18 protein-coding genes and 1 pseudogene are annotated in these 17,749 nt (G+C 41.1%); 13 read left to right on the forward strand and 6 right to left on the reverse strand.

The annotated features are described in order from the left end of the window. Positions 1–27 precede the first annotated feature (27 nt). From CDG76_RS03450 to CDG76_RS39325, 5 genes are all read left to right on the forward strand, one after another. Entirely contained in the window at positions 28–1,620 is a 1,593-nt protein-coding gene (locus tag CDG76_RS03450) for a glycosyltransferase family 39 protein (protein WP_094347652.1), read from the forward strand. A gap of 194 nt (positions 1,621–1,814) precedes the next feature. Further along, positions 1,815–5,738, forward strand: a complete 3,924-nt coding sequence (locus CDG76_RS03455) for a DUF2157 domain-containing protein (RefSeq protein WP_094347653.1) — start codon at positions 1,815–1,817, stop codon at positions 5,736–5,738. Positions 5,739–5,856: 118 nt separating this feature from the next. After that, the gene (locus CDG76_RS03460; RefSeq protein ID WP_094347654.1) at positions 5,857–6,093 is read left to right on the forward strand and encodes a type II toxin-antitoxin system Phd/YefM family antitoxin; all 237 of its coding nucleotides are present in this window, start codon (positions 5,857–5,859) and stop codon (positions 6,091–6,093) included. Between the two features lie 114 nt (positions 6,094–6,207). Next, positions 6,208–6,408 carry a type II toxin-antitoxin system VapC family toxin gene (locus tag CDG76_RS38115; protein WP_223265115.1) on the forward strand — a complete coding sequence of 67 codons (201 nt, stop codon included), beginning with the start codon at positions 6,208–6,210 and terminating at the stop codon, positions 6,406–6,408. Beyond that, a complete protein-coding gene (locus CDG76_RS39325; protein ID WP_317616114.1) occupies positions 6,409–6,594 on the forward strand; it encodes a type II toxin-antitoxin system VapC family toxin in 186 nt (61 codons plus the stop codon). Positions 6,595–6,610: 16 nt separating this feature from the next. Here the strand turns inward: CDG76_RS39325 and CDG76_RS38950 are convergent, their stop codons facing one another. The 4 genes from CDG76_RS38950 to CDG76_RS03485 all read right to left on the reverse strand — a co-directional run bounded on the left by CDG76_RS38950 (position 6,611) and on the right by CDG76_RS03485 (position 8,359). Beyond that, entirely contained in the window at positions 6,611–6,739 is a 129-nt protein-coding gene (locus tag CDG76_RS38950; RefSeq protein WP_262984298.1) for a hypothetical protein, read from the reverse strand. A 27-nt stretch (positions 6,740–6,766) separates the two neighbouring features. Next, the gene (locus tag CDG76_RS03470) at positions 6,767–7,003 is read right to left on the reverse strand and encodes a hypothetical protein (protein WP_094347655.1); all 237 of its coding nucleotides are present in this window, start codon (positions 7,001–7,003) and stop codon (positions 6,767–6,769) included. Positions 7,004–7,558: 555 nt separating this feature from the next. Beyond that, on the reverse strand, positions 7,559–7,903 hold the full coding sequence (locus CDG76_RS03480) for a hypothetical protein (RefSeq protein WP_094347656.1): 345 nt from the start codon (positions 7,901–7,903) through the stop codon (positions 7,559–7,561). Positions 7,904–8,080: 177 nt separating this feature from the next. Continuing rightward, positions 8,081–8,359, reverse strand: a complete 279-nt coding sequence (locus CDG76_RS03485; RefSeq protein WP_223265116.1) for a transposase — start codon at positions 8,357–8,359, stop codon at positions 8,081–8,083. A 113-nt stretch (positions 8,360–8,472) separates the two neighbouring features. Between CDG76_RS03485 and CDG76_RS36995 the strand changes: the two genes are divergently transcribed. Continuing rightward, positions 8,473–8,619, forward strand: a complete 147-nt coding sequence (locus CDG76_RS36995; RefSeq protein ID WP_190240742.1) for a hypothetical protein — start codon at positions 8,473–8,475, stop codon at positions 8,617–8,619. Positions 8,620–8,654: 35 nt separating this feature from the next. Further along, on the forward strand, positions 8,655–9,017 hold the full coding sequence (locus CDG76_RS03490) for a hypothetical protein (protein WP_094347657.1): 363 nt from the start codon (positions 8,655–8,657) through the stop codon (positions 9,015–9,017). 38 nt (positions 9,018–9,055) lie between these two features. On the opposite strand, the gene CDG76_RS03495 is transcribed toward CDG76_RS03490, so the two are convergent. Further along, the gene (locus tag CDG76_RS03495) at positions 9,056–10,015 is read right to left on the reverse strand and encodes an NAD-dependent epimerase/dehydratase family protein (RefSeq protein ID WP_094347658.1); all 960 of its coding nucleotides are present in this window, start codon (positions 10,013–10,015) and stop codon (positions 9,056–9,058) included. A gap of 474 nt (positions 10,016–10,489) precedes the next feature. On the opposite strand from CDG76_RS03495, the gene purD reads away from it, so the two are divergent. From purD to nblS, 4 genes and pseudogenes are all read left to right on the forward strand, one after another. Next, positions 10,490–11,791 carry a phosphoribosylamine--glycine ligase gene (gene purD / locus CDG76_RS03500; RefSeq protein WP_094347659.1) on the forward strand — a complete coding sequence of 434 codons (1,302 nt, stop codon included), beginning with the start codon at positions 10,490–10,492 and terminating at the stop codon, positions 11,789–11,791. A gap of 32 nt (positions 11,792–11,823) precedes the next feature. Further along, a pseudogene (locus CDG76_RS03505) lies at positions 11,824–12,259 on the forward strand (XisH family protein). Continuing rightward, positions 12,247–12,591: a XisI protein gene (locus CDG76_RS03510; RefSeq protein ID WP_094347660.1), complete on the forward strand. Its 345-nt coding sequence runs from the start codon at positions 12,247–12,249 to the stop codon at positions 12,589–12,591. Before CDG76_RS03505 ends, CDG76_RS03510 begins: the two are co-directional and overlap by 13 nt. A gap of 190 nt (positions 12,592–12,781) precedes the next feature. After that, positions 12,782–14,728, forward strand: a complete 1,947-nt coding sequence (gene nblS / locus CDG76_RS03515; RefSeq protein WP_094347661.1) for a two-component system sensor histidine kinase NblS — start codon at positions 12,782–12,784, stop codon at positions 14,726–14,728. Positions 14,729–14,841: 113 nt separating this feature from the next. On the opposite strand, the gene CDG76_RS03520 is transcribed toward nblS, so the two are convergent. Then, a complete protein-coding gene (locus tag CDG76_RS03520) occupies positions 14,842–15,213 on the reverse strand; it encodes a zinc ribbon domain-containing protein (RefSeq protein WP_094347937.1) in 372 nt (123 codons plus the stop codon). A 259-nt stretch (positions 15,214–15,472) separates the two neighbouring features. Between CDG76_RS03520 and CDG76_RS03525 the strand changes: the two genes are divergently transcribed. Next, positions 15,473–16,852 carry an AAA family ATPase gene (locus tag CDG76_RS03525; RefSeq protein ID WP_094347662.1) on the forward strand — a complete coding sequence of 460 codons (1,380 nt, stop codon included), beginning with the start codon at positions 15,473–15,475 and terminating at the stop codon, positions 16,850–16,852. Beyond that, the gene (locus CDG76_RS03530; RefSeq protein ID WP_094347663.1) at positions 16,852–17,568 is read left to right on the forward strand and encodes a ParB N-terminal domain-containing protein; all 717 of its coding nucleotides are present in this window, start codon (positions 16,852–16,854) and stop codon (positions 17,566–17,568) included. Before CDG76_RS03525 ends, CDG76_RS03530 begins: the two co-directional genes overlap by 1 nt. Positions 17,569–17,749 lie beyond the last annotated feature (181 nt).

A 17,749-nucleotide genomic window follows, 5' to 3' on the forward strand; every position in this document is an offset into this window, starting at 1 on the left:
TAAGGCTTTGAGGAGATTGAAAACTACATGAAAAAGCGATTATCACAGAAATGGGCTATTTCTAAATATTGGTTACGTTTTTTAATCATCATCCTATTAGTAATAGGTGTATTTTTTCGTTTCGTCAATATTGACAAAAAAATTTATTGGGGTGATGAAGTTTTGTCATCATTACGCATATCTGGCTATCAGCTGTCGGAAATGAAAACGCAATTAAGTAATGGTCGTTTGATTGGCATAGAAGATTTACATAAATACCAGCATACTAATCCTGAAAAAAATGTAATTGATACAATTAAAGGGCTTATTTTAGAAGACTCGCAGATATTGCCACTATATATCTTGATGACCCGGTTTTGGGTAGAGTGCTTTGGCAATTCTATAGCAGCGATCAGAAGTTTTTCGGCATTTATTAGTCTGCTTACCTTTCCTTGTCTTTATTGGCTATGTCAAGAATTATTTGAGTCTTCACTAGTCGGGTGGATAGCCATCGGGTTAGTAGCCATTTCACCTATTCATATCGTGTATGCACAAGAAGCGCGAGCGTACAGTTTAGGGATAGTAGCCATCTTAATGTCGAGCGTAGCACTGCTGCGAGCCATGCGCCTTCAAACAAAAGTTAGTTGGTGCATTTATGTAGCAACATTATCAATAGGGTTTTATACTCATCTATTTTTTACCTTGGTTGCTTTTGCACAGGGAATTTATGTAGTTATAATCGAACGCTTTCGATTGAGTAAAACATCGATTTACTACGTGCTATCATTGCTTGCGGGGTTTATAAGTTTTGTACCTTGGATTTGGATTATTATTACCAATCCTCAGCCAGAAGCAGTTACTTGGGCGAATACTAAACAAACATTGTTTATGTCAGTTGCAAGGTGGGCTGGTATCTTTAGTCGCGCTTTTCTTGATTTAGGTATTAGTCCTAATGAACCTGGAAAACTGAAGTTTGTCTTAATTCCTTTTATTTTAATTATTTTAGCTTTAATCAGCTACTCAATTTATGTTGTGTATCGAAAAACCTCTAAAGAAGTTTGGTTATTTGTCTTAACCTTGATTGGATCTTTAGGGCTTCCTTTACTGATAACAGATTTCGTATTTCAAAAGCGATTCGCGACTAGTCGATATACACTTCCTTCAGTTTTAGGTATACAGTTAGCTGTGGCTTACCTATTTACCACTAAGATTGCGTCTATTTCTACTAAAGCTTGGCAAAAAAAGTTTTGGTCGCTTGTAGCATTTATGGTAATTATGGGCGAAGTTGTATCTTGTGTGGTTCACTCTCAAGCACAGATTTGGTGGAACCAAGTGCCTGATAAATACCAAGAATATCCTCAAATTGCTAATATTATTAATCAAGGAAAGAAACCGCTTTTAATTAGTGATGAGGATAATATTATTCCGCCACTACAAGTACTTAGTGAATTAATCGATCCAAAAGTGCAATTTCAAATTGTCGGAAAAAATCAGTTACCAGAGATTACTAATGGCTTTAGTGACATATTTTTGTTCTTGTTCGAGCCGTCTGACTTTTTAAAAGCTGGAATTGAAAAAGTTTATAACTCAAAGTTACAGCAGGTAAACCAATATCTCTGGAAAATAACAAAACCTAATTAAACTAAGTACACGAGCATATCCAGGGGTATCGCAAAGACGCGATAAATCACGTCTCTACATCAGGGTTTTGGGTTTATCTAAACTGTATTGGGTTAAAAATTAATATCAATTAGCCTGATAAGTGGCACAGTTAGAGCAAAAATATACTTTAATTAAACAAATAATTTAAGTATATACTTGTACTGCTGCCGCTTATGTCATCGCCCCTTGAGCGCCCGCTAAAAATTGAAATCAGACTACCATCTTCCCATCCTCAGTTATTAGAAGGACTGGATATATGGCTGCGTTTAGGTCTAATATCTGATGCCCAAGTCAGGCAGTTATGTCGAGAGTTTCTGGTATGTGCGGTGGTGTTGCAACCTCAAGCTGAAGCTCAAACAAAGGTAGTATTTGCAACTTCCGACCCCATGCAGCAGTTGCCCATAGCAGCTTTACAATCTAGTAGCGGTAAACAACCACAACAAAAACCAGCTAAACCCAACTTCATCGGCACAATGTTGCAGTCCTTGGGAGCAGAACTGAGTGTCCGTTGGCTACTTTTTCTAGGGGTTTTCCTGGTAGTCGTATCTTCTGGGGTACTGGCTGCTAGTCAATGGGCGAGGTTTCCCGCTTCTGGACAGTACGGGGTTTTATTTGCTTATACTTTGAGTTTTTGGGGATTAAGCTTTTGGGCGACTAGGCAAAATAACCTCAGATTGACGGCTCAGACATTGTTGATTGCCACTCTTTTGTTGGTGCCTGTAAATTTTTGGGCAATGGATAGCTTTAAATTGTGGCAAAATCCTGTGGATTGGATTGTAGTTGCGATCGCCTGTCCTACCCTGACTGCTATAACTGTTTTACTCTCCAAAAATCGGACTATTTTTACCAATTTACATCCTGGCAAATTACCTCTGATAAATATTCTAGGGCTGAGTTATCTGCATTGGGGTTGGCAGTTCCCAGGATTTCCTTTAATTGCTGTTTATCTGGCAACGATCGCTACAACTATCATTACCGTTTATCACAATCTTTTCCAACAGCCTCGTACTGTCAGCGACGATCGCCAGAAGGTAAGTATTAGTTTACCTGCTGCTGTAATTATTTATTCTTTAATAGTATTGTTGGTGCGGGCAATTTTTGTTACCAAGGTAGATATCACACTGTTGGGGTTAGCTATTGGCATTTGCGGCTGGTTGATGACTTGGTTAGCGCAGCAGAGGAGGGCAGAGGGGCAGGGGGGCAGGGGGGCAGAGGAGGTAACATTAATATTCCCCTCATCTCCCTCATCCCTCTTACTCTGGGAAAGACTCGGCGCAATTTTACTCTTCCTGGGTTGGGTGGTATCGGTAGTAAATTATCCTTGGCAAGCAATAGCTGTCAGTGGTTTGGGTTTGTGGTTTGTGGGGAGTCGTTTGCGGCGGTACAGTTTAAAGCGAGACTTTGCAGGGGTTTTCGTCATCGGCTTAGAGACGATTTTGCTAGGTTGGCGATTAGTACCTAATAACTTACAGAAATTAGCGATCGCAACTAGTACCCAACTCACCAATTCTCAAAATGAACCTTGGGCATTACTGGGTATCGCTTTATTTCCCTACGTAATTTTGATGGTGGCGCTTACAGATAATTTGTATCGCAGCCAAAAGCGAGAATTAGCTAAATTTGGCGAACTGCTTGCTCTGTTATTTGGAGCTTTTTTAACAACGATCGCTCTCGTAAATCCCCCATTGCGATCGCTAAATCTGCTATTTTCTACCGCCACTCTCGCATTCGTTACTCAACGCCGCTCCCCCTCATCTCTTCCCCTGGTATACCTAACTCACATTATGGGGATACTGACGTTTTGCTTTACCATTAATTGGCTATTCCCAAGCCTGACTCAACAATGCTGGGCAAGTATTTTATTGGCTCTCATGGTTGCAGAATGGCGATTTAGCTTGCAGGAAGGACTATGGCAACGTAGTGCATGGGATATCGGTTTAGGATTAGCCGCAGCGAGTTTTTTCCTCTTGTGGATAAATTCAGAATCATCTTGGTATGCCATCACTGATAACCGATCTGATTGGGGAGTTTTATGGCTAGTTACGCCTTTAGCTCTCACAGGTGTTGCCAATGCCGCAATTATAGAGCGACGGATTACTAGCCGTTACTTGAGTGTCTTGGCTGTGATAATTGCCCAGCTACTAACTTTACAACTACCAGGAATCAGATTAATCGGTTTGGCTATAGGTGCTGGATTGATGTTTGCAAATACGCGCTATTTGCGAAACCAAGTATCTGCGGTAATTACAGAAGGATTTGTTTTAAGTTTTATTGGGGCGTTGCTGTGGACAGGTGTGCCTGGTTTGCCTCGCCTAGCGGTAGCAGGTTGGTTTGTTGTAGGAGCGATCGCAACTCTAAGTCTATGGTTAGCGCGGACTGTTTTAAGCCGACGCGGTAACGAATTAGCAGTTATCTATGCAGCCGCTAGCGATAAATGGGCGATCGCTTTGTGTAGTGTTGAATTATTAAGTTTGACACTGCATTCAGTGCTGATTTACCAAGGGTTTACGACTTCAGGATTTTTGTTCTTAATTGCCACTGCAATAACCCTGGCAGCCATTGTTTATCGGAGTTGGCGCGAACCGACAAATTGGGCATTTTATGGCATTGGTTGGTGTTTGGAATTGTTGATTGCTCAGGTGCTAGGGTTGGGGGAACATTCAATTGTGAGAATTGGCTTCGCAAACATCGCCTTGGGTTTAATTACTCAACTTGTCGGCGAGTGGTGGCGGCGACGACATCAATTAGAAAGGTTTCCTAGCAGCTTGCACATTTTGCCATTAATTTATGGTGCATTTAGTGTGTTGCTGCGTTTGAATACCTTCACCGAGTGGACAGGTTTGTATTCCTTGGGTGTAGCTTTAATTATTATTGGCGTAGGGCGACGGCACGAGAGCTTCAAACCCTTGCTGTATTTAGGAATTATTGGCGTATCAATTTCTGCTTATGAACTTTTGTTCTATCAAATGTTACAAGCTTCAGGAGGAGCATTAGGTGATGGATTAATTGCCATGTCTACCCTTGGCGCGAGTATCATGTATGCTTACCGCATTCTGTCGCCAAGGCTAGTCAGCTACTTACACCTAACTCCTCAAGAATTAAAAAGAATTGCCCATATTCACTGGGTTTGGAGTAGCTGTTTATTAATGGCTGCTATTATTACACCCATTGCAGTTAACCGTTTGGTGGGATTGGGAACTGGAGTATTTTTGATTCGCTATGCCATCTTTCAGGGACGAAATTTCCGCACTTCCCCCAGTATTTTGGGAAGAATTACAATCGCCGAAATGTGGGTTTACCTTGGGTTATTAGAGGTAGCCGGCATGAGGATTTATTGGCGAGAGACAGCAGTAGGGCGATTTTGGGCTGGGCCATTAGTTCCTTGGAATGGTGCGATCGCTTGTGTGGTAGCCTACTTTTTGTACATTCTACCTTGGGAAAATTGGGGTTGGTCTAAAAGACCTTGGCAACAAGCTGCATACATCATACCTCTGATAATTTTATGGGAAACCAGACTGCAAACTTACCCGATTACCTTAGTACTCGCAGCTGGATTTTACATCTTTTTAGCAAAAGTCGGTGAAAACATCCGTTTCACCTATATTAGTGCGGCGTTGATTGATTGGGCACTTTACCGTTGGTTTGATTCTTTACGTCTTACTGATACTTTGTGGTATGTAACACCAATTGGGTTCTCACTGCTTTATATTGCTCAAGTCGATACCCAACTGAAGTTACCAGAGTACAAAATATCTCGTCATTTTCTGAGAGTGGTAGGTAGTGGTTTAATTTGTGGATGGGCAATTTTATTTCATCAAAACGCAGCTTGGATACCGGGAATTTTTAGTCTCATCGCCATTTTTGCCGGATTAGCTTTACGAGTGCGCGCTTTTCTCTACATTGGTACAGCCACTTTTTTAATTACGACAATCTATCAATCAGTAATTTTCAGCTTACAGTACTCCTTTTTAAAATGGATTATTGGCTTGCTAGTTGGCATTTTACTGATTTACATCGCCGCCAACTTTGAAACCCGTCGCGCTCAAATAACTTCCTTAATTCGTAGCGCCATTGATGAATTTCAATCATGGGAATAGGTAAGCTAAGGATTAAACTAATTAAACAGGCGATCGCCTAAATTCAAGATACTTGTAAAATTAAGCAAGAGCGATGGCTTTGCCAAAGCTTTAAGCTAACGCATAGAAGTACAAAATAATGACACGGATTCCATTAACAGAAGCTCAACTTCGTTTACCCGAACTGATTGCAAATCTCCAACCCGGTGAAGAAGTGCAGATTTTTTCCGGCAATCGCACCGTTGCCAGATTGATTGGCGAATTCCAACCACCCCGGAAGCCTCGCCAGCCCGGTACTGCAATTGGAACCCTAACCATTGTGTCCGAAGATGAAACCCACTTGGAAGACTTTAACGACTACGGGACTTCCAAATAAAAAAATACTCAAAAAACTGACGAAAAAACTCTCTCCTCCTCATTTCTCTGTGTTCTCTGTGTCTCTGTGGTTCGTTTATTTGGGTAATTTATTTCTTGGAAGTCCCTACATACCATGAAATTTCTGCTCGATACTCAAGCATTTCTCTGGTTTGTACTCAACGATCGCGCCCTTAGTCAAGTTGCCTGTGATTTGATTGTCGATCCCCTCAATGACATCTTGCTCAGTCCTGCTTCCTATTGGGAAATTGCCATCAAAGTTAGTATTGGTAAGTATCAAATTCCTGAAAATTTTGAAACATGGATGGAGCATTAAATCCAAGTTAACGAATTTGAAATATTACCAATTAAAGTTGCTCATGCAGCCGCAATCGTGACTCTGCCATTCCATCATAAAGATCCCTTTGATCGGCTTTTGCTTGCTCAAGCACTCACAGAAAAGATCCCGATCGTTAGTGTAGATAGAGTATTAGACAATTATGCAATTACTCGTGATTGGTAAGTACGATAACCTGCCGTCAACCGCAGTGCAATCGCTCATCACCGTAAGTTGAGTTGACGTAAGTAAACCCAACATTCATTAGCTCAAATAAAGTGCGATCGCTTGTGTGGTAGTGTACTTTCTGTACATTAATTTGTAGCGCCATAGATGAATTTTAATCATGGCAATAGAGCTAGGTATTAAGCCGATCGCCAATATCTCTAAGTTCCCTAACTAGAGTCCCGATTGTAGCTATACCGACGTTTATAATCGCGTTTGAAATAACTTCTCCTAATCTGATTAAGCCACTTAAAATATCAATAAAATTCTGGGTTTCTTGAATTTTTGTAGAGTGTAAGTTGGGTTGAGGAACGAAACCCAACATTTTTAGAACTTTGTTGGGTTTCAAGTCTCCAACAGAATCCCACATTTAGTATCCATCAAAAAATATTGCTCCAGGGTTGACGTTTCGGTGTTTCGCGCAGTCTGTAGCAGCTTCCGTCTTCCCTGTAAGAACTTCCGGCTTGACATTTCGGTGTTTCGCGCAGTCTGTAGTAGCTTCCGTCTTCCCTGTAAGAACTTCCGGTTTGACATTTCGGTGTTTTGCGCACTCTGTAGCAACTTCCGCCTTGACGTTTCGGTATTTTGCGCAGCCTGTAGAAACTTCCGTCTTCCCTGTAAGAACTTCTGCTTTTGCTGTAGCAACTTCTGCTTTAACTTTACTGAGTCTTGAGTGAGAAAAAAGTAAGAGCGGGTTTACTAGACTTCTTGCATGAATCAAAAACCCTCACCCTAAATCCCTCTCCCAAAATTGGGCTATGGTGTACACACATCACTACCAGTCATTGAATTACCCCTCCCGAACCCTTCCCGTATGTATTGGGGAGAGAACTAGATTTCCGATTTCCCCCCTTTATAGAACCCATTTGAGATCTATACAGGAGGGCAATCGAATTTGGCTGAACTACAAGCTAAGTTACAAATTTTATAGATTGATCGTCAGGATTTTTTTCTTGCTTTTTTTGTCGCTCAACACGACTGTATTGTAGGGTAATGTATCCGTTCCCAGCGGAATTGGCAGCCTAAAACTGGGGCTTTTATGATCGAGTTCGCCTAAATCAATGCTTTTCGTTATATTGCCATCTGTTGCCAGATAAGCGGTAAGTTCGCCTTTATAATCTTCAATTAAAAAGTCTTTAAAGAAAACGACTTCCCCACCCTCAGGATCTATACCAAGGATGACCGTACCGCTGAAAGTTGCGCCTTTTCGTTCTTCATCAACCGTTGCCATTGTGATTTCCGAGGGGTCTTGACCGGACATATTTGCCATAAACTTTTTCCTGGGCGAATTCTCAACAATTGAAAATGATTTTACAAGAGCGCTATGGGCGATCGCAAAACTCTCAGGACGTATTTCTGCATCGGTCTTGCAAATGTATAGCCAAGTTACTTCTGGTTATACGCCTAATTGGAAGATTGAGTAGGGATGAGTAGGGGCCCAAAGCGATCACGAAGCGTTGCTGCAAAGCAGATCGCATCGCAGAAACCTGATAGAGGGGAGACGTTGAGAAGTTTCGCCACTGCAAGGAGATGCCAAAACACCGTTGAGTAGGGCGGTAAATATGCAGGGTAAATCACACCAGTTACACCCATTCTTGAGTTGATAGAAGATACCATCTAAGATTTGTCGCTTTGTCCACTTTGGTGGTCTGGTTTGCTTTTTCTGCGGCAATAGTGGTTCAATGATTGCCCACTCTTTGTCGGTTAAGCTGCTGGAGTACGGCATTTATTTCTCATTTTACCCGTTCTTCCAAGATCCCAAATGGGTTCTATAAGGGGGGATTAAGGGGGGTAATTCGACTTGTGTATACACCGTAGCTCAAAATTGGGAGAGGGACTTTGAAATTGGCTCCTCTTCTCCCAAAATTGAGAGAAGCAGCAAGGGAGATAAAAATTGGTGAAATTACTCAAATTTTAGGCTTTAAAAAAATAAATAATTTTACTCAGGACAATCTTTTAAAAAATAGTCCACTATGGAATGACTAAAAGTTTAGGTTATCTTTTCAGGTGAAGGAGTATTAATGGCAAGGCCAAAACGCGATTCACGTATTCTTAGCAAAGCTGAGATGCGCTTGGCAAGTATTAAATCTATCAGTCCTACTCTAGATGTAGGAGATAGCTTAACAGTTAAAGATTATACTGATAAAATTGAAGGTCTTCGTCAATCACTGGAAGCTTACAATACTACCCTCTCTACTATTGATGTTTTACTAACCCAAATCACCGAAAATGAACGGGCTTTGGCAGATTATTCTGAAAAAATTTTACTTGGCGTTGCTCATAAGTTTGGTAAAAATAGCCATCAATATCAGATGGCTGGGGGTACTCGTAAAAGCAATCGCAAGCGTGCTGTGCGCCAAGGTGTTGTTTTGACTACCAGCTAAGGGCAAGACGGTTAAACAGATAAACAGAATGAGGAAAATTAGGAAGATAGGGAATACAAAGATTTCACCCACTCCCATTCCTGCGTCAAACCCTCTTTTAAAGAGATTTGCGGCTGATATCCAAGAATTTTCTGCGCTTTAGATACATCAGCAGCCGTGTGGCGCGCGTCTCCCATCGCTTTTTCTATGTAGTTTCTTTTGATTGACTTCCCAACAATTTCTTCAATCGTATCTAAAACTTCTGCTAAAACTACCCTACTACCACCACCGATATTAAAGATTTCTCCCACTGCTTGGGGTGCGGTGGCGGCGGCTAAATTAGCGGCGACAATATCACTAACAAACGTAAACTCCCGCGTTTGCTGGCCATCGCCGTAAATAGGAATCGCCTCATCGTGCAAAATGGATTGAAAAAACTTATTAAATGCCATATCTGGGCGCTGTTTGGGGCCATAAACTGTGAAATAGCGCAATGTCACACAGGGCACACCAAAGTTCTTGTAATACAGTTCACACAAAAACTCTGCTGCTAGCTTTGTAATGCCGTAAGGAGAAACCGGTTGAGGACAAATCCTCTCGTGGGTAGGTAATGTTTCTGCATCACCATATACACTAGATGAAGAGGCAAACACTAATCTTTTGAGGTCTTTAGCATCTTTAGCAGCTTCCAGCAAAACTTGTGTAGCGTTAACATTTCGTTCTGTATAGCCTCGAAAAGCTTTACCCCAACTTGCTCTCACCCCTGCTTGTGCCGCTTGATGGTAAACTACATCAACATCTTTTAGGAGTTTCTGCCAATCTAAAAACTGCATATCTCCTTCAACTAATGCAAAACCAGGTAAACGATACAAGTGTGCAACATTGTTTCGCTTTAACATCGGATCGTAATAATCATTAAATTCATCAATCCCGATCACTTCATTTCCTTGTTGCAACAATCTTTCTGCAAGATGAGAACCAATAAAGCCTGCGACTCCAGTAACGATAGTTTTAGCCATTTTGCCGATTTTTTATATCCTGATTAACCGCGATATTCACAAGTTAATAATTATAATCAAAAATTGGTTATTGATTGATGATTATTTCATAGATAATTTGATTTGGATCAACAGAAAAAATAATTCAACTAATACAGTTGTGCTGAAAAGATGTTACTAACTTTATTTAGTAATTGTTGACAATAAAAATTAAAATTTTACTAATTAGTTAAATTTAATTTTTAAGACAAAACTTACAATTCAAATAAGCCCAAAATACTTGTAGAGACGGCGATTTATCGCGTCTCAAATGTATGTGGGACAAGCATTTGACCTTAAATCGACACCATAAGCCTATTCTGACTCCTGAATCCTGACTCCTGAATTCTTTTGTAAACCAGAAGAAACTTGCATAAGTGTGAGAATTGATGAAAAAATTGATCCGCGAGAGCAGTTAAGGTATTCTCATTTTGCAAGGGACGCACGAGGAAATCAGTGAAAGTTTTAGTTGTCGGTAATGGGGGGCGCGAACACGCTCTGGCATGGAAACTGTTGCAATCTAAGCAAATTGAGCAAGTTGTCTGTGTACCAGGGAATGGGGGCACGGCAAGTATGGAACGTTGCCAAAACTTGCCCTTAGCAGTAGACGATTTTGAGGGGATGAGCCGATATGCTCTAGAACATGACATAACTCTGGTGATAGTTGGGCCAGAAGTCCCCCTATCTAAGGGAATCACAGATTACCTCCAAGATAAAGGATTGATGGTATTTGGCCCAGTCAGAGCCGGAGCGCAAATTGAGGCGAGTAAAGCTTGGGCAAAAGCCTTGATGCAAGAAGCAGGGATTCCGACGGCACGGGCTGCGGTATTTACGGAAGCTGCGGCAGCAAAATCTTACGTCAAATCTCAGGGAGCGCCAATTGTTGTTAAAGCTGATGGCTTGGCGGCTGGTAAGGGTGTAACGGTAGCTGAAACACTTACACAGGCAGAAAGTGCCATTGATGCGATTTTTCAAGGACAATTTGGCAGTGCTGGGGAATTTGTCGTCATTGAAGAATGTTTGATTGGGCAAGAGGTGTCAGTTTTAGCGTTGACTGATGGGTTAACAATTAGACCCTTGTTGCCAGCCCAAGATCATAAGCGAATTGGTGAGGGCGATACAGGCGAAAATACTGGCGGGATGGGAGCATACAGCCCCGCACCCATCGCTACACCAGAGTTGATGGCACGCATTCAAACAGAAGTATTAGAAAGAGCGATCGCCACCTTAAGAGCTAAAGGCATTGATTACCGAGGCGTGCTGTATGCTGGGTTAATGATTGCACCCAATGGCGACTTGAAGGTTTTGGAATTTAACTGTCGCTTTGGCGATCCCGAAACCCAGGTGATTTTGCCACTGTTAGAAACACCCCTAGAAGAGTTGATTCTAGCCTGTGTACAGCAGCGCTTAAGTGAATTGCCGCCCATTGCTTGGAAAGGGGGAGCATCTGCCACTGTGGTTGCGGCTTCCGGTGGTTATCCAGGAGAATATGAGAAGGGCCAGGTGATTACTGGCATTGAAGAAGCAGAGGCAACAGGAGCAACTGTATTTCATGCAGGTACAAAGTTGAACCAGCAACAAGAAATAGCCACAGATGGGGGTCGAGTATTAAATGTGACAGGAATTGGAGAAAATTTTGAGCAAGCGATCGCTCAAGCCTACGCAGGTATCAAACATATTCAGTTTCAGGGAATATATTACCGGAGAGATATTGGTCATAGAGTAGCGAGTGGGAAACAAGAGAAGCAAACCCCATAAGCCAGACAGCAAGTCCGACTTATACTTAAGCTATGCCCAAATTAGACATTATCCATAATGCGGTAAAAAACGCACTTATCAAGGACGGCTGGGCGATTACAGACGACCCCTACGTAATTCAGTATCGAAGAACAACCTTATACGCTGATCTCGGTGCTGAACGCCCAATTGGGGCTGAACGAGATGGGCAGAAACTTGTTGTTGAGGTGAAAAGCTTTGTTGGTGCATCAAAGATACAAGATTTGAAAGAAGCTCTCGGTCAGTATGACATCTACCGTTATCTTTTAGAGGAAACAGCACCAGAGCGTAAACTTTACCTTGCTGTTGGTGCGTAGCTTGCCGCCGTAGGCATCGCTTAATAATTGCTTTTTCAACCAGGATGTGATTCAACTCATCCTCCACAAACATCAACTTCCACTCATTGTTGTCGATACAGAAATAGAGGAAATCACACAATGGATAAATTAACGGAGTATCCCAAAATAATCAAACGTATCCTGACAGAGTATGTTGAACTATGTAACCGTCGTCCTAACAAAGACATCGAAACATTTTTGATTATGGATGAGCCAAAGGGCCACTATATTTGGATGAACCTTGGTTGGCAAAATGGCGAACGCATTACTGGTATGACTGTCTACATTCGGATTCGAGATTGCAAATTTTGGATTGAGGAAGATTGGACTGAAAATGGGATCGCAACTGACTTAGTTAGTGCAGGTGTTGCCAAGGAAGATATAATTTTGGCATTCCATGAGCCTAAGATGAGGCAGTACACAGATTTTGCAGTAGCATCCTAGCGATCGCGCCCTCTTACAATGGGGTATTTGGGACAATAGAAATATTTTGCTACTGATGCCCAATCCCCACTTGCCCTGAGCGAAGTCGAAGGGATGCCCAATCCCCAATTCCTAACATATTTGTCAAATTAACTGTTAATTTTTAAGTTGTTGAGCTTTATAACAAAGACTACTAACAACTTTATTTAAGATGCTAAGTCTGTTAAAAACAATTCGAGATGCGATCGCAAGTTGGTGGTCGGAGTTCACACTCCAGACTAAACTGCTAGCTGTGGCCACAATGGTAGTTTCGTTGGTGATGAGTGGTCTGACATTCTGGGCTGTGAATACAATTCAGCAGGATGCGCGGATGAATGACACCCGCTTTGGTCGTGATTTGGGGCTGCTGCTTGCTGCCAACGTTGCCCCCTTAATCGCGGACAATAATCTCACAGAGGTTGCCCAATTTTCCCAACGCTTTTATAGCAGCACCTCTAGCGTGCGTTATATGCTCTACGCCGATGAAAACGGAGAAATCTTTTTTGGCATTCCTTTTTGGGAAGCTGAGGTAGAAAACTCCCTTACCATTAAACGGCGGATACAACTGCCAGAAGATTACCCTGGCGATGGCGAAAAGCCGATGGTGCGGCAACACACGACCCCAGATGGGATAGTTACCGATGTATTTATTCCCCTGATTGTCAATAAAAAATACTTAGGTGTATTAGCGATCGGGATCAACCCCAATCAAACCGCTATTATCTCCACCAATTTTACCCGCGATGTCACCATTGCCGTTTTTATCACAATTTGGGTAATGGTGATTTTGGCAGGAGTGATTAACGCCTTGACCATCACCAAGCCCATTAAAGAACTGCTAGTGGGGGTAAAGCAAATTGCTACCGGGAATTTTAAGCAGCGCATTAATTTACCTTTAGGGGGCGAACTAGGGGAATTAATTTTAAGTTTTAATGAAATGGCAGAGCGATTAGAGCGCTATGAAGAACAGAATATTGAGGAACTGACCGCAGAAAAAGCCAAACTAGAAACCCTAGTTTCCACGATCGCAGATGGGGCTGTATTGATTGATAACAACATGCAGGTGATTTTAGTCAACCCCACAGCAAAGCGAATTTTTGGCTGGGAAGCCGCTAATGTAGTAGGTTGCAATGTCTTACATCACTTACCCCCAGCGGTACAAACCGAAATTACCCGTCCCTTGTACGAAATGGCAGCAGGGGAATGCGAAAGCGCCGAATTCCGAATTTTTATTAACCAACCCATCCCACGGACGATCCGCATTCTCTTGACTACAGTACTTAACCTGCAAAGAGAAAGCATCAAAGGTATTGCGATTACTATTCAAGATATAACCCGTGAGGTCGAACTAAACGATGCAAAAAGTCAATTTATCAGCAACGTTTCTCACGAACTGCGAACGCCTCTATTCAACATTAAAACCTATATTGAAACCCTGCACGACTACGGCGAAGATTTAGCTTTACAAGAACGGCAAGAGTTTCTGCAAACAGTCAACAATGAAACCGATCGCCTAACCCGCCTAGTTAACGATGTTTTGGATTTGTCAAAACTCGAATCTGGTCGCAACTACAGCTTTGATGGGGTAGATTTAGCCCAAGCGATCGAGCAAACCCTGCGTACTTACCAACTCAATGCAAAAGATAAAGGTGTTGAACTTGTTCAGGAAGTTGCCCCTAATTTGCCGCTAGTATTAGGTAATTACGATCTGTTAGTACAAGTGTTTGGCAACCTAATTGGTAATGCGCTTAAATTCACCAAAGCCGGTGGTAAAGTAGCAATCCGCGCCTACCAACTAGATTTCAAACCCAGTCACACCGAATCTGCTCCAGTGCGGATTGAAATTTCCGATACTGGAATTGGCATCGCCACAGAAGATCAACACTCAATTTTTGAACGTTTCTTTCGCGTAGAAAACCGAGTTCACACGCTAGAAGGCACGGGTTTAGGTTTATCGATTGTTAGAAATATCATCGACAGACATCGTAGTAAAGTCCATCTAGTGAGTGAAGTCGGCATTGGTACCACTTTTTGGTTCGACTTAGCCGCTTTTGAGGAAAAAGCGCCACTGATACAAGTTGAACCTATTGCAGAAGCATCCAAAATCACCACAGCTTGAAAGTTAGGGAATGGGGATTGGGTACAAGAGGCAGAGGTGCAGAGGGGCAGAGGGAAAACTTACTGCAACTCTCCCCTGCTCCTCTGCCTCCCTTGCTCCCCACTAAACCCAAATCAAGACCTTAATATCACGAACAACAAACAGACCAATAATAAACCCAAAAGTAACAGCAAAGCCTGATTGCGTTTTACCCAACTTTTCACAGTTACTGCAAAACTGTTAGTGTAATGCTGCTGTTTCAACTCTACCTTTGTCTCTTCAATATTTTGGTAAAGGGTGCAGTCTTTGGCGTAGGGACGTTTAGGAAAATTGCAAGTATCATCAGCGTGATAGGTGCAGGTGTCGCACAGATACCCATCCCCAGCGGCGCGGTGCAATGGAATACCGGGATGACCGTAAGCTTTGAGTGTAGTCCGACAATAGGGACAACTAATAGCTTGACTATCAACAAGTTGATGGCAGTGGGGACAAGATACAGTAGCCAAAACCTTTAGCGCAAATAGGTAAACACTATTGATTCTAGCCATTTACAGGGATAATGGGGAAATACATACGTAGCCTGTTAATTTTGAATATGGCTAGCTCTCAAAATTGGTTACTTTATCAGCAAAAGTACTAACTTTATGATAATTTTTTAGCTTTTTTAAGTGATTTATATCACTCAACCTAATTAAAGCTATGCCATAATCTAGCAAATATCAGGTTTTGTCCCAAGTCCAATAATTATTTAGAGGTAGAAAAATATTGCCTTTTAATCCTGAGATGTGCCGTAACGAAAGCGAAGTTGAAAGCAAACTCATAGTGCAATATTTGCTACCACAGCTAGGTTATACTCCTGACACCTGGCATCAAGAGGTTGCCATTGGTAGCATCCGCTTAGATTTTTTGGCATTTGCTGCCCAAGTAATTCCCTTTGTCTTAGATGCCAACTCACCGCTAAGTGTTGTCATGGAGGCAAAGCATCCCAAACAAAACTTAAATCATCATGTCCCTCGACTCAGGCATTATTTAACCAGCTTGAATGTCAGGTATGGATTGCTGACTAATGGCAAAGAAATCAGAATTTATCAAAAATTTCAATACGATATTCAATTAGTATTTCAATGTTCTGGGAAGGAAGTTGAGATAAAGTTAGATGAAATTAAAACTTTAATTGGTAGAGAGAGCCTTAAAGAAGGACAGCTAGTAGATAAGTCAGAAGTTCAAATACCTGGAAATAATTTAAATTTTGAAATAAAGAGGCAACATTTAATGAAAACGATTGCAATCTACCACAATAAAGGCGGCGTTGGAAAGACTACTGTTGCAGTCAATCTTGCAGCAGCATTACGTAAAAAAGGTAAAAATGTACTTTTAGTTGATATAGATTCCCAGGCAAATACTACTTTTGCTACAGGATTAATAAAATTTCAATTTGAAGAAGATGATAATTTAAGAGAGTTAAACGTATATCATTTATTAGAATCAGGAGATTTTAACTTTATTCCAGAAGTAGTGCGTACATCGGATTATTTCAACAATCCAGAAATTGATGTTATTCCTTCACATATTACATTAATTGAATATCAGGATAAACTAAATAAAATATTAGCTAGTAGGAGCAGGCTAGTAACAAAACTAAAAAGGGTAGAAAATAATTATGATATTGTAATTATTGATACTCCCCCCTCTAGAGATTTGTATGCTGAAGTTGCACTGATTGCTAGTGATTACCTGATAATTCCATCCGACTTGAAACCATTTGCTAACCAAGGTTTACCAACGGTCAAAAATTTTGTTAATCAAATTAATGAATCTAGAGAAATGATGGGTAAACCGCCTATTAGTATAATGGGCGTCCTTGCTTCTAAAATCTCAACAAATGCTAAATTTTTACAATACAATTTCCCTAAACAGAGAGAAGTAATTTCAGAGCGTTATCAACTGCCACTGATGGAAGCTGTAATTTATGACAGAACAGCGTTATCAGAATGTATGAATCAGACTATCCCAGTTGGAGATTTAGAATATCCTGACCCTAAATCTATTATAAAATTTGCCGAGTTAAAAACTTCTGCTCAAATTTCTGCTGAAGAATTTAATGTATTAGCAGATGAAGTTATCAAAAAAATGGGAGTTTATTAATGATTAATTTTTCTTTAGTGGATGTCAAAAGTATTGCTTCTAATGAACCTCGTTCAAATTTTGCAGAAGCTGATTTAGAAAACCTTGCAGATATAATTATAGAAACTGGAGGAATTATCAGACCATTAGTTGTGAAAGTGACAGGAGTGGAGAGCTATACAGTAGTTGATGGACATTTTGAATATTATGCTGCTGTCAGAGCAAGAGAAAAAAATCCTCGACAAGGTGAGATGGTTAATGCTTTTGTCATTGCTCCTAAATTAGAGGATTTAGTAGTAAAACAAGTTGCATCTCTCAAAGGCATTGATTCTTCTACCAAACCAGTAACACCACAGCCTGAAACAACAAAATTAGAACCACGTCTGGCAAATTTAGAATTACGTCTTGAGAAACAATTTAATGAGTTTAAGTCAGAATTTATACAAGAAAGACAGAGAATAGATAGTCAGTTCAAGCAGCTTGAAAACCTTATTCCTCAAAAGAGCGAACAGAGTAATCCACTTAGTTTATTGAACTCTTTGGATAAAGACGAGTTATCTATAAAGTTACAACGCTCTAGGATTCCTGGGGCTGAAAAACTTGCAAAGGGTATATTTGATGCTCGAACTAAGAAACCGAAGCAAAAGTTTGAAGATTACCGCGATGTAGTAAAGTCTGTTAAAAACTTGGGTGATAAAACAATTTTGACTATTATTGATGAGTGGTCAAGAAGTTAGTAGTTATTTAAATAAGTTATTCGCGATGTAAAAGCTTGCATAGCTCTTCTCTGCGTTTTTGTGTGAGCCATGAGACACCAAAAAAATCGTAGGTTGGGTTGAACGGAGTGAAACCCAACAATTAACGCCTAATGTTGGGTTTCGTTCCTCAACCCAACCTACACAGCTTTTCCAAATAACG

It is taken from the genome of Nostoc sp. 'Peltigera membranacea cyanobiont' 210A, assembly GCF_002246015.1.
Taxonomy (GTDB): domain Bacteria; phylum Cyanobacteriota; class Cyanobacteriia; order Cyanobacteriales; family Nostocaceae; genus Nostoc.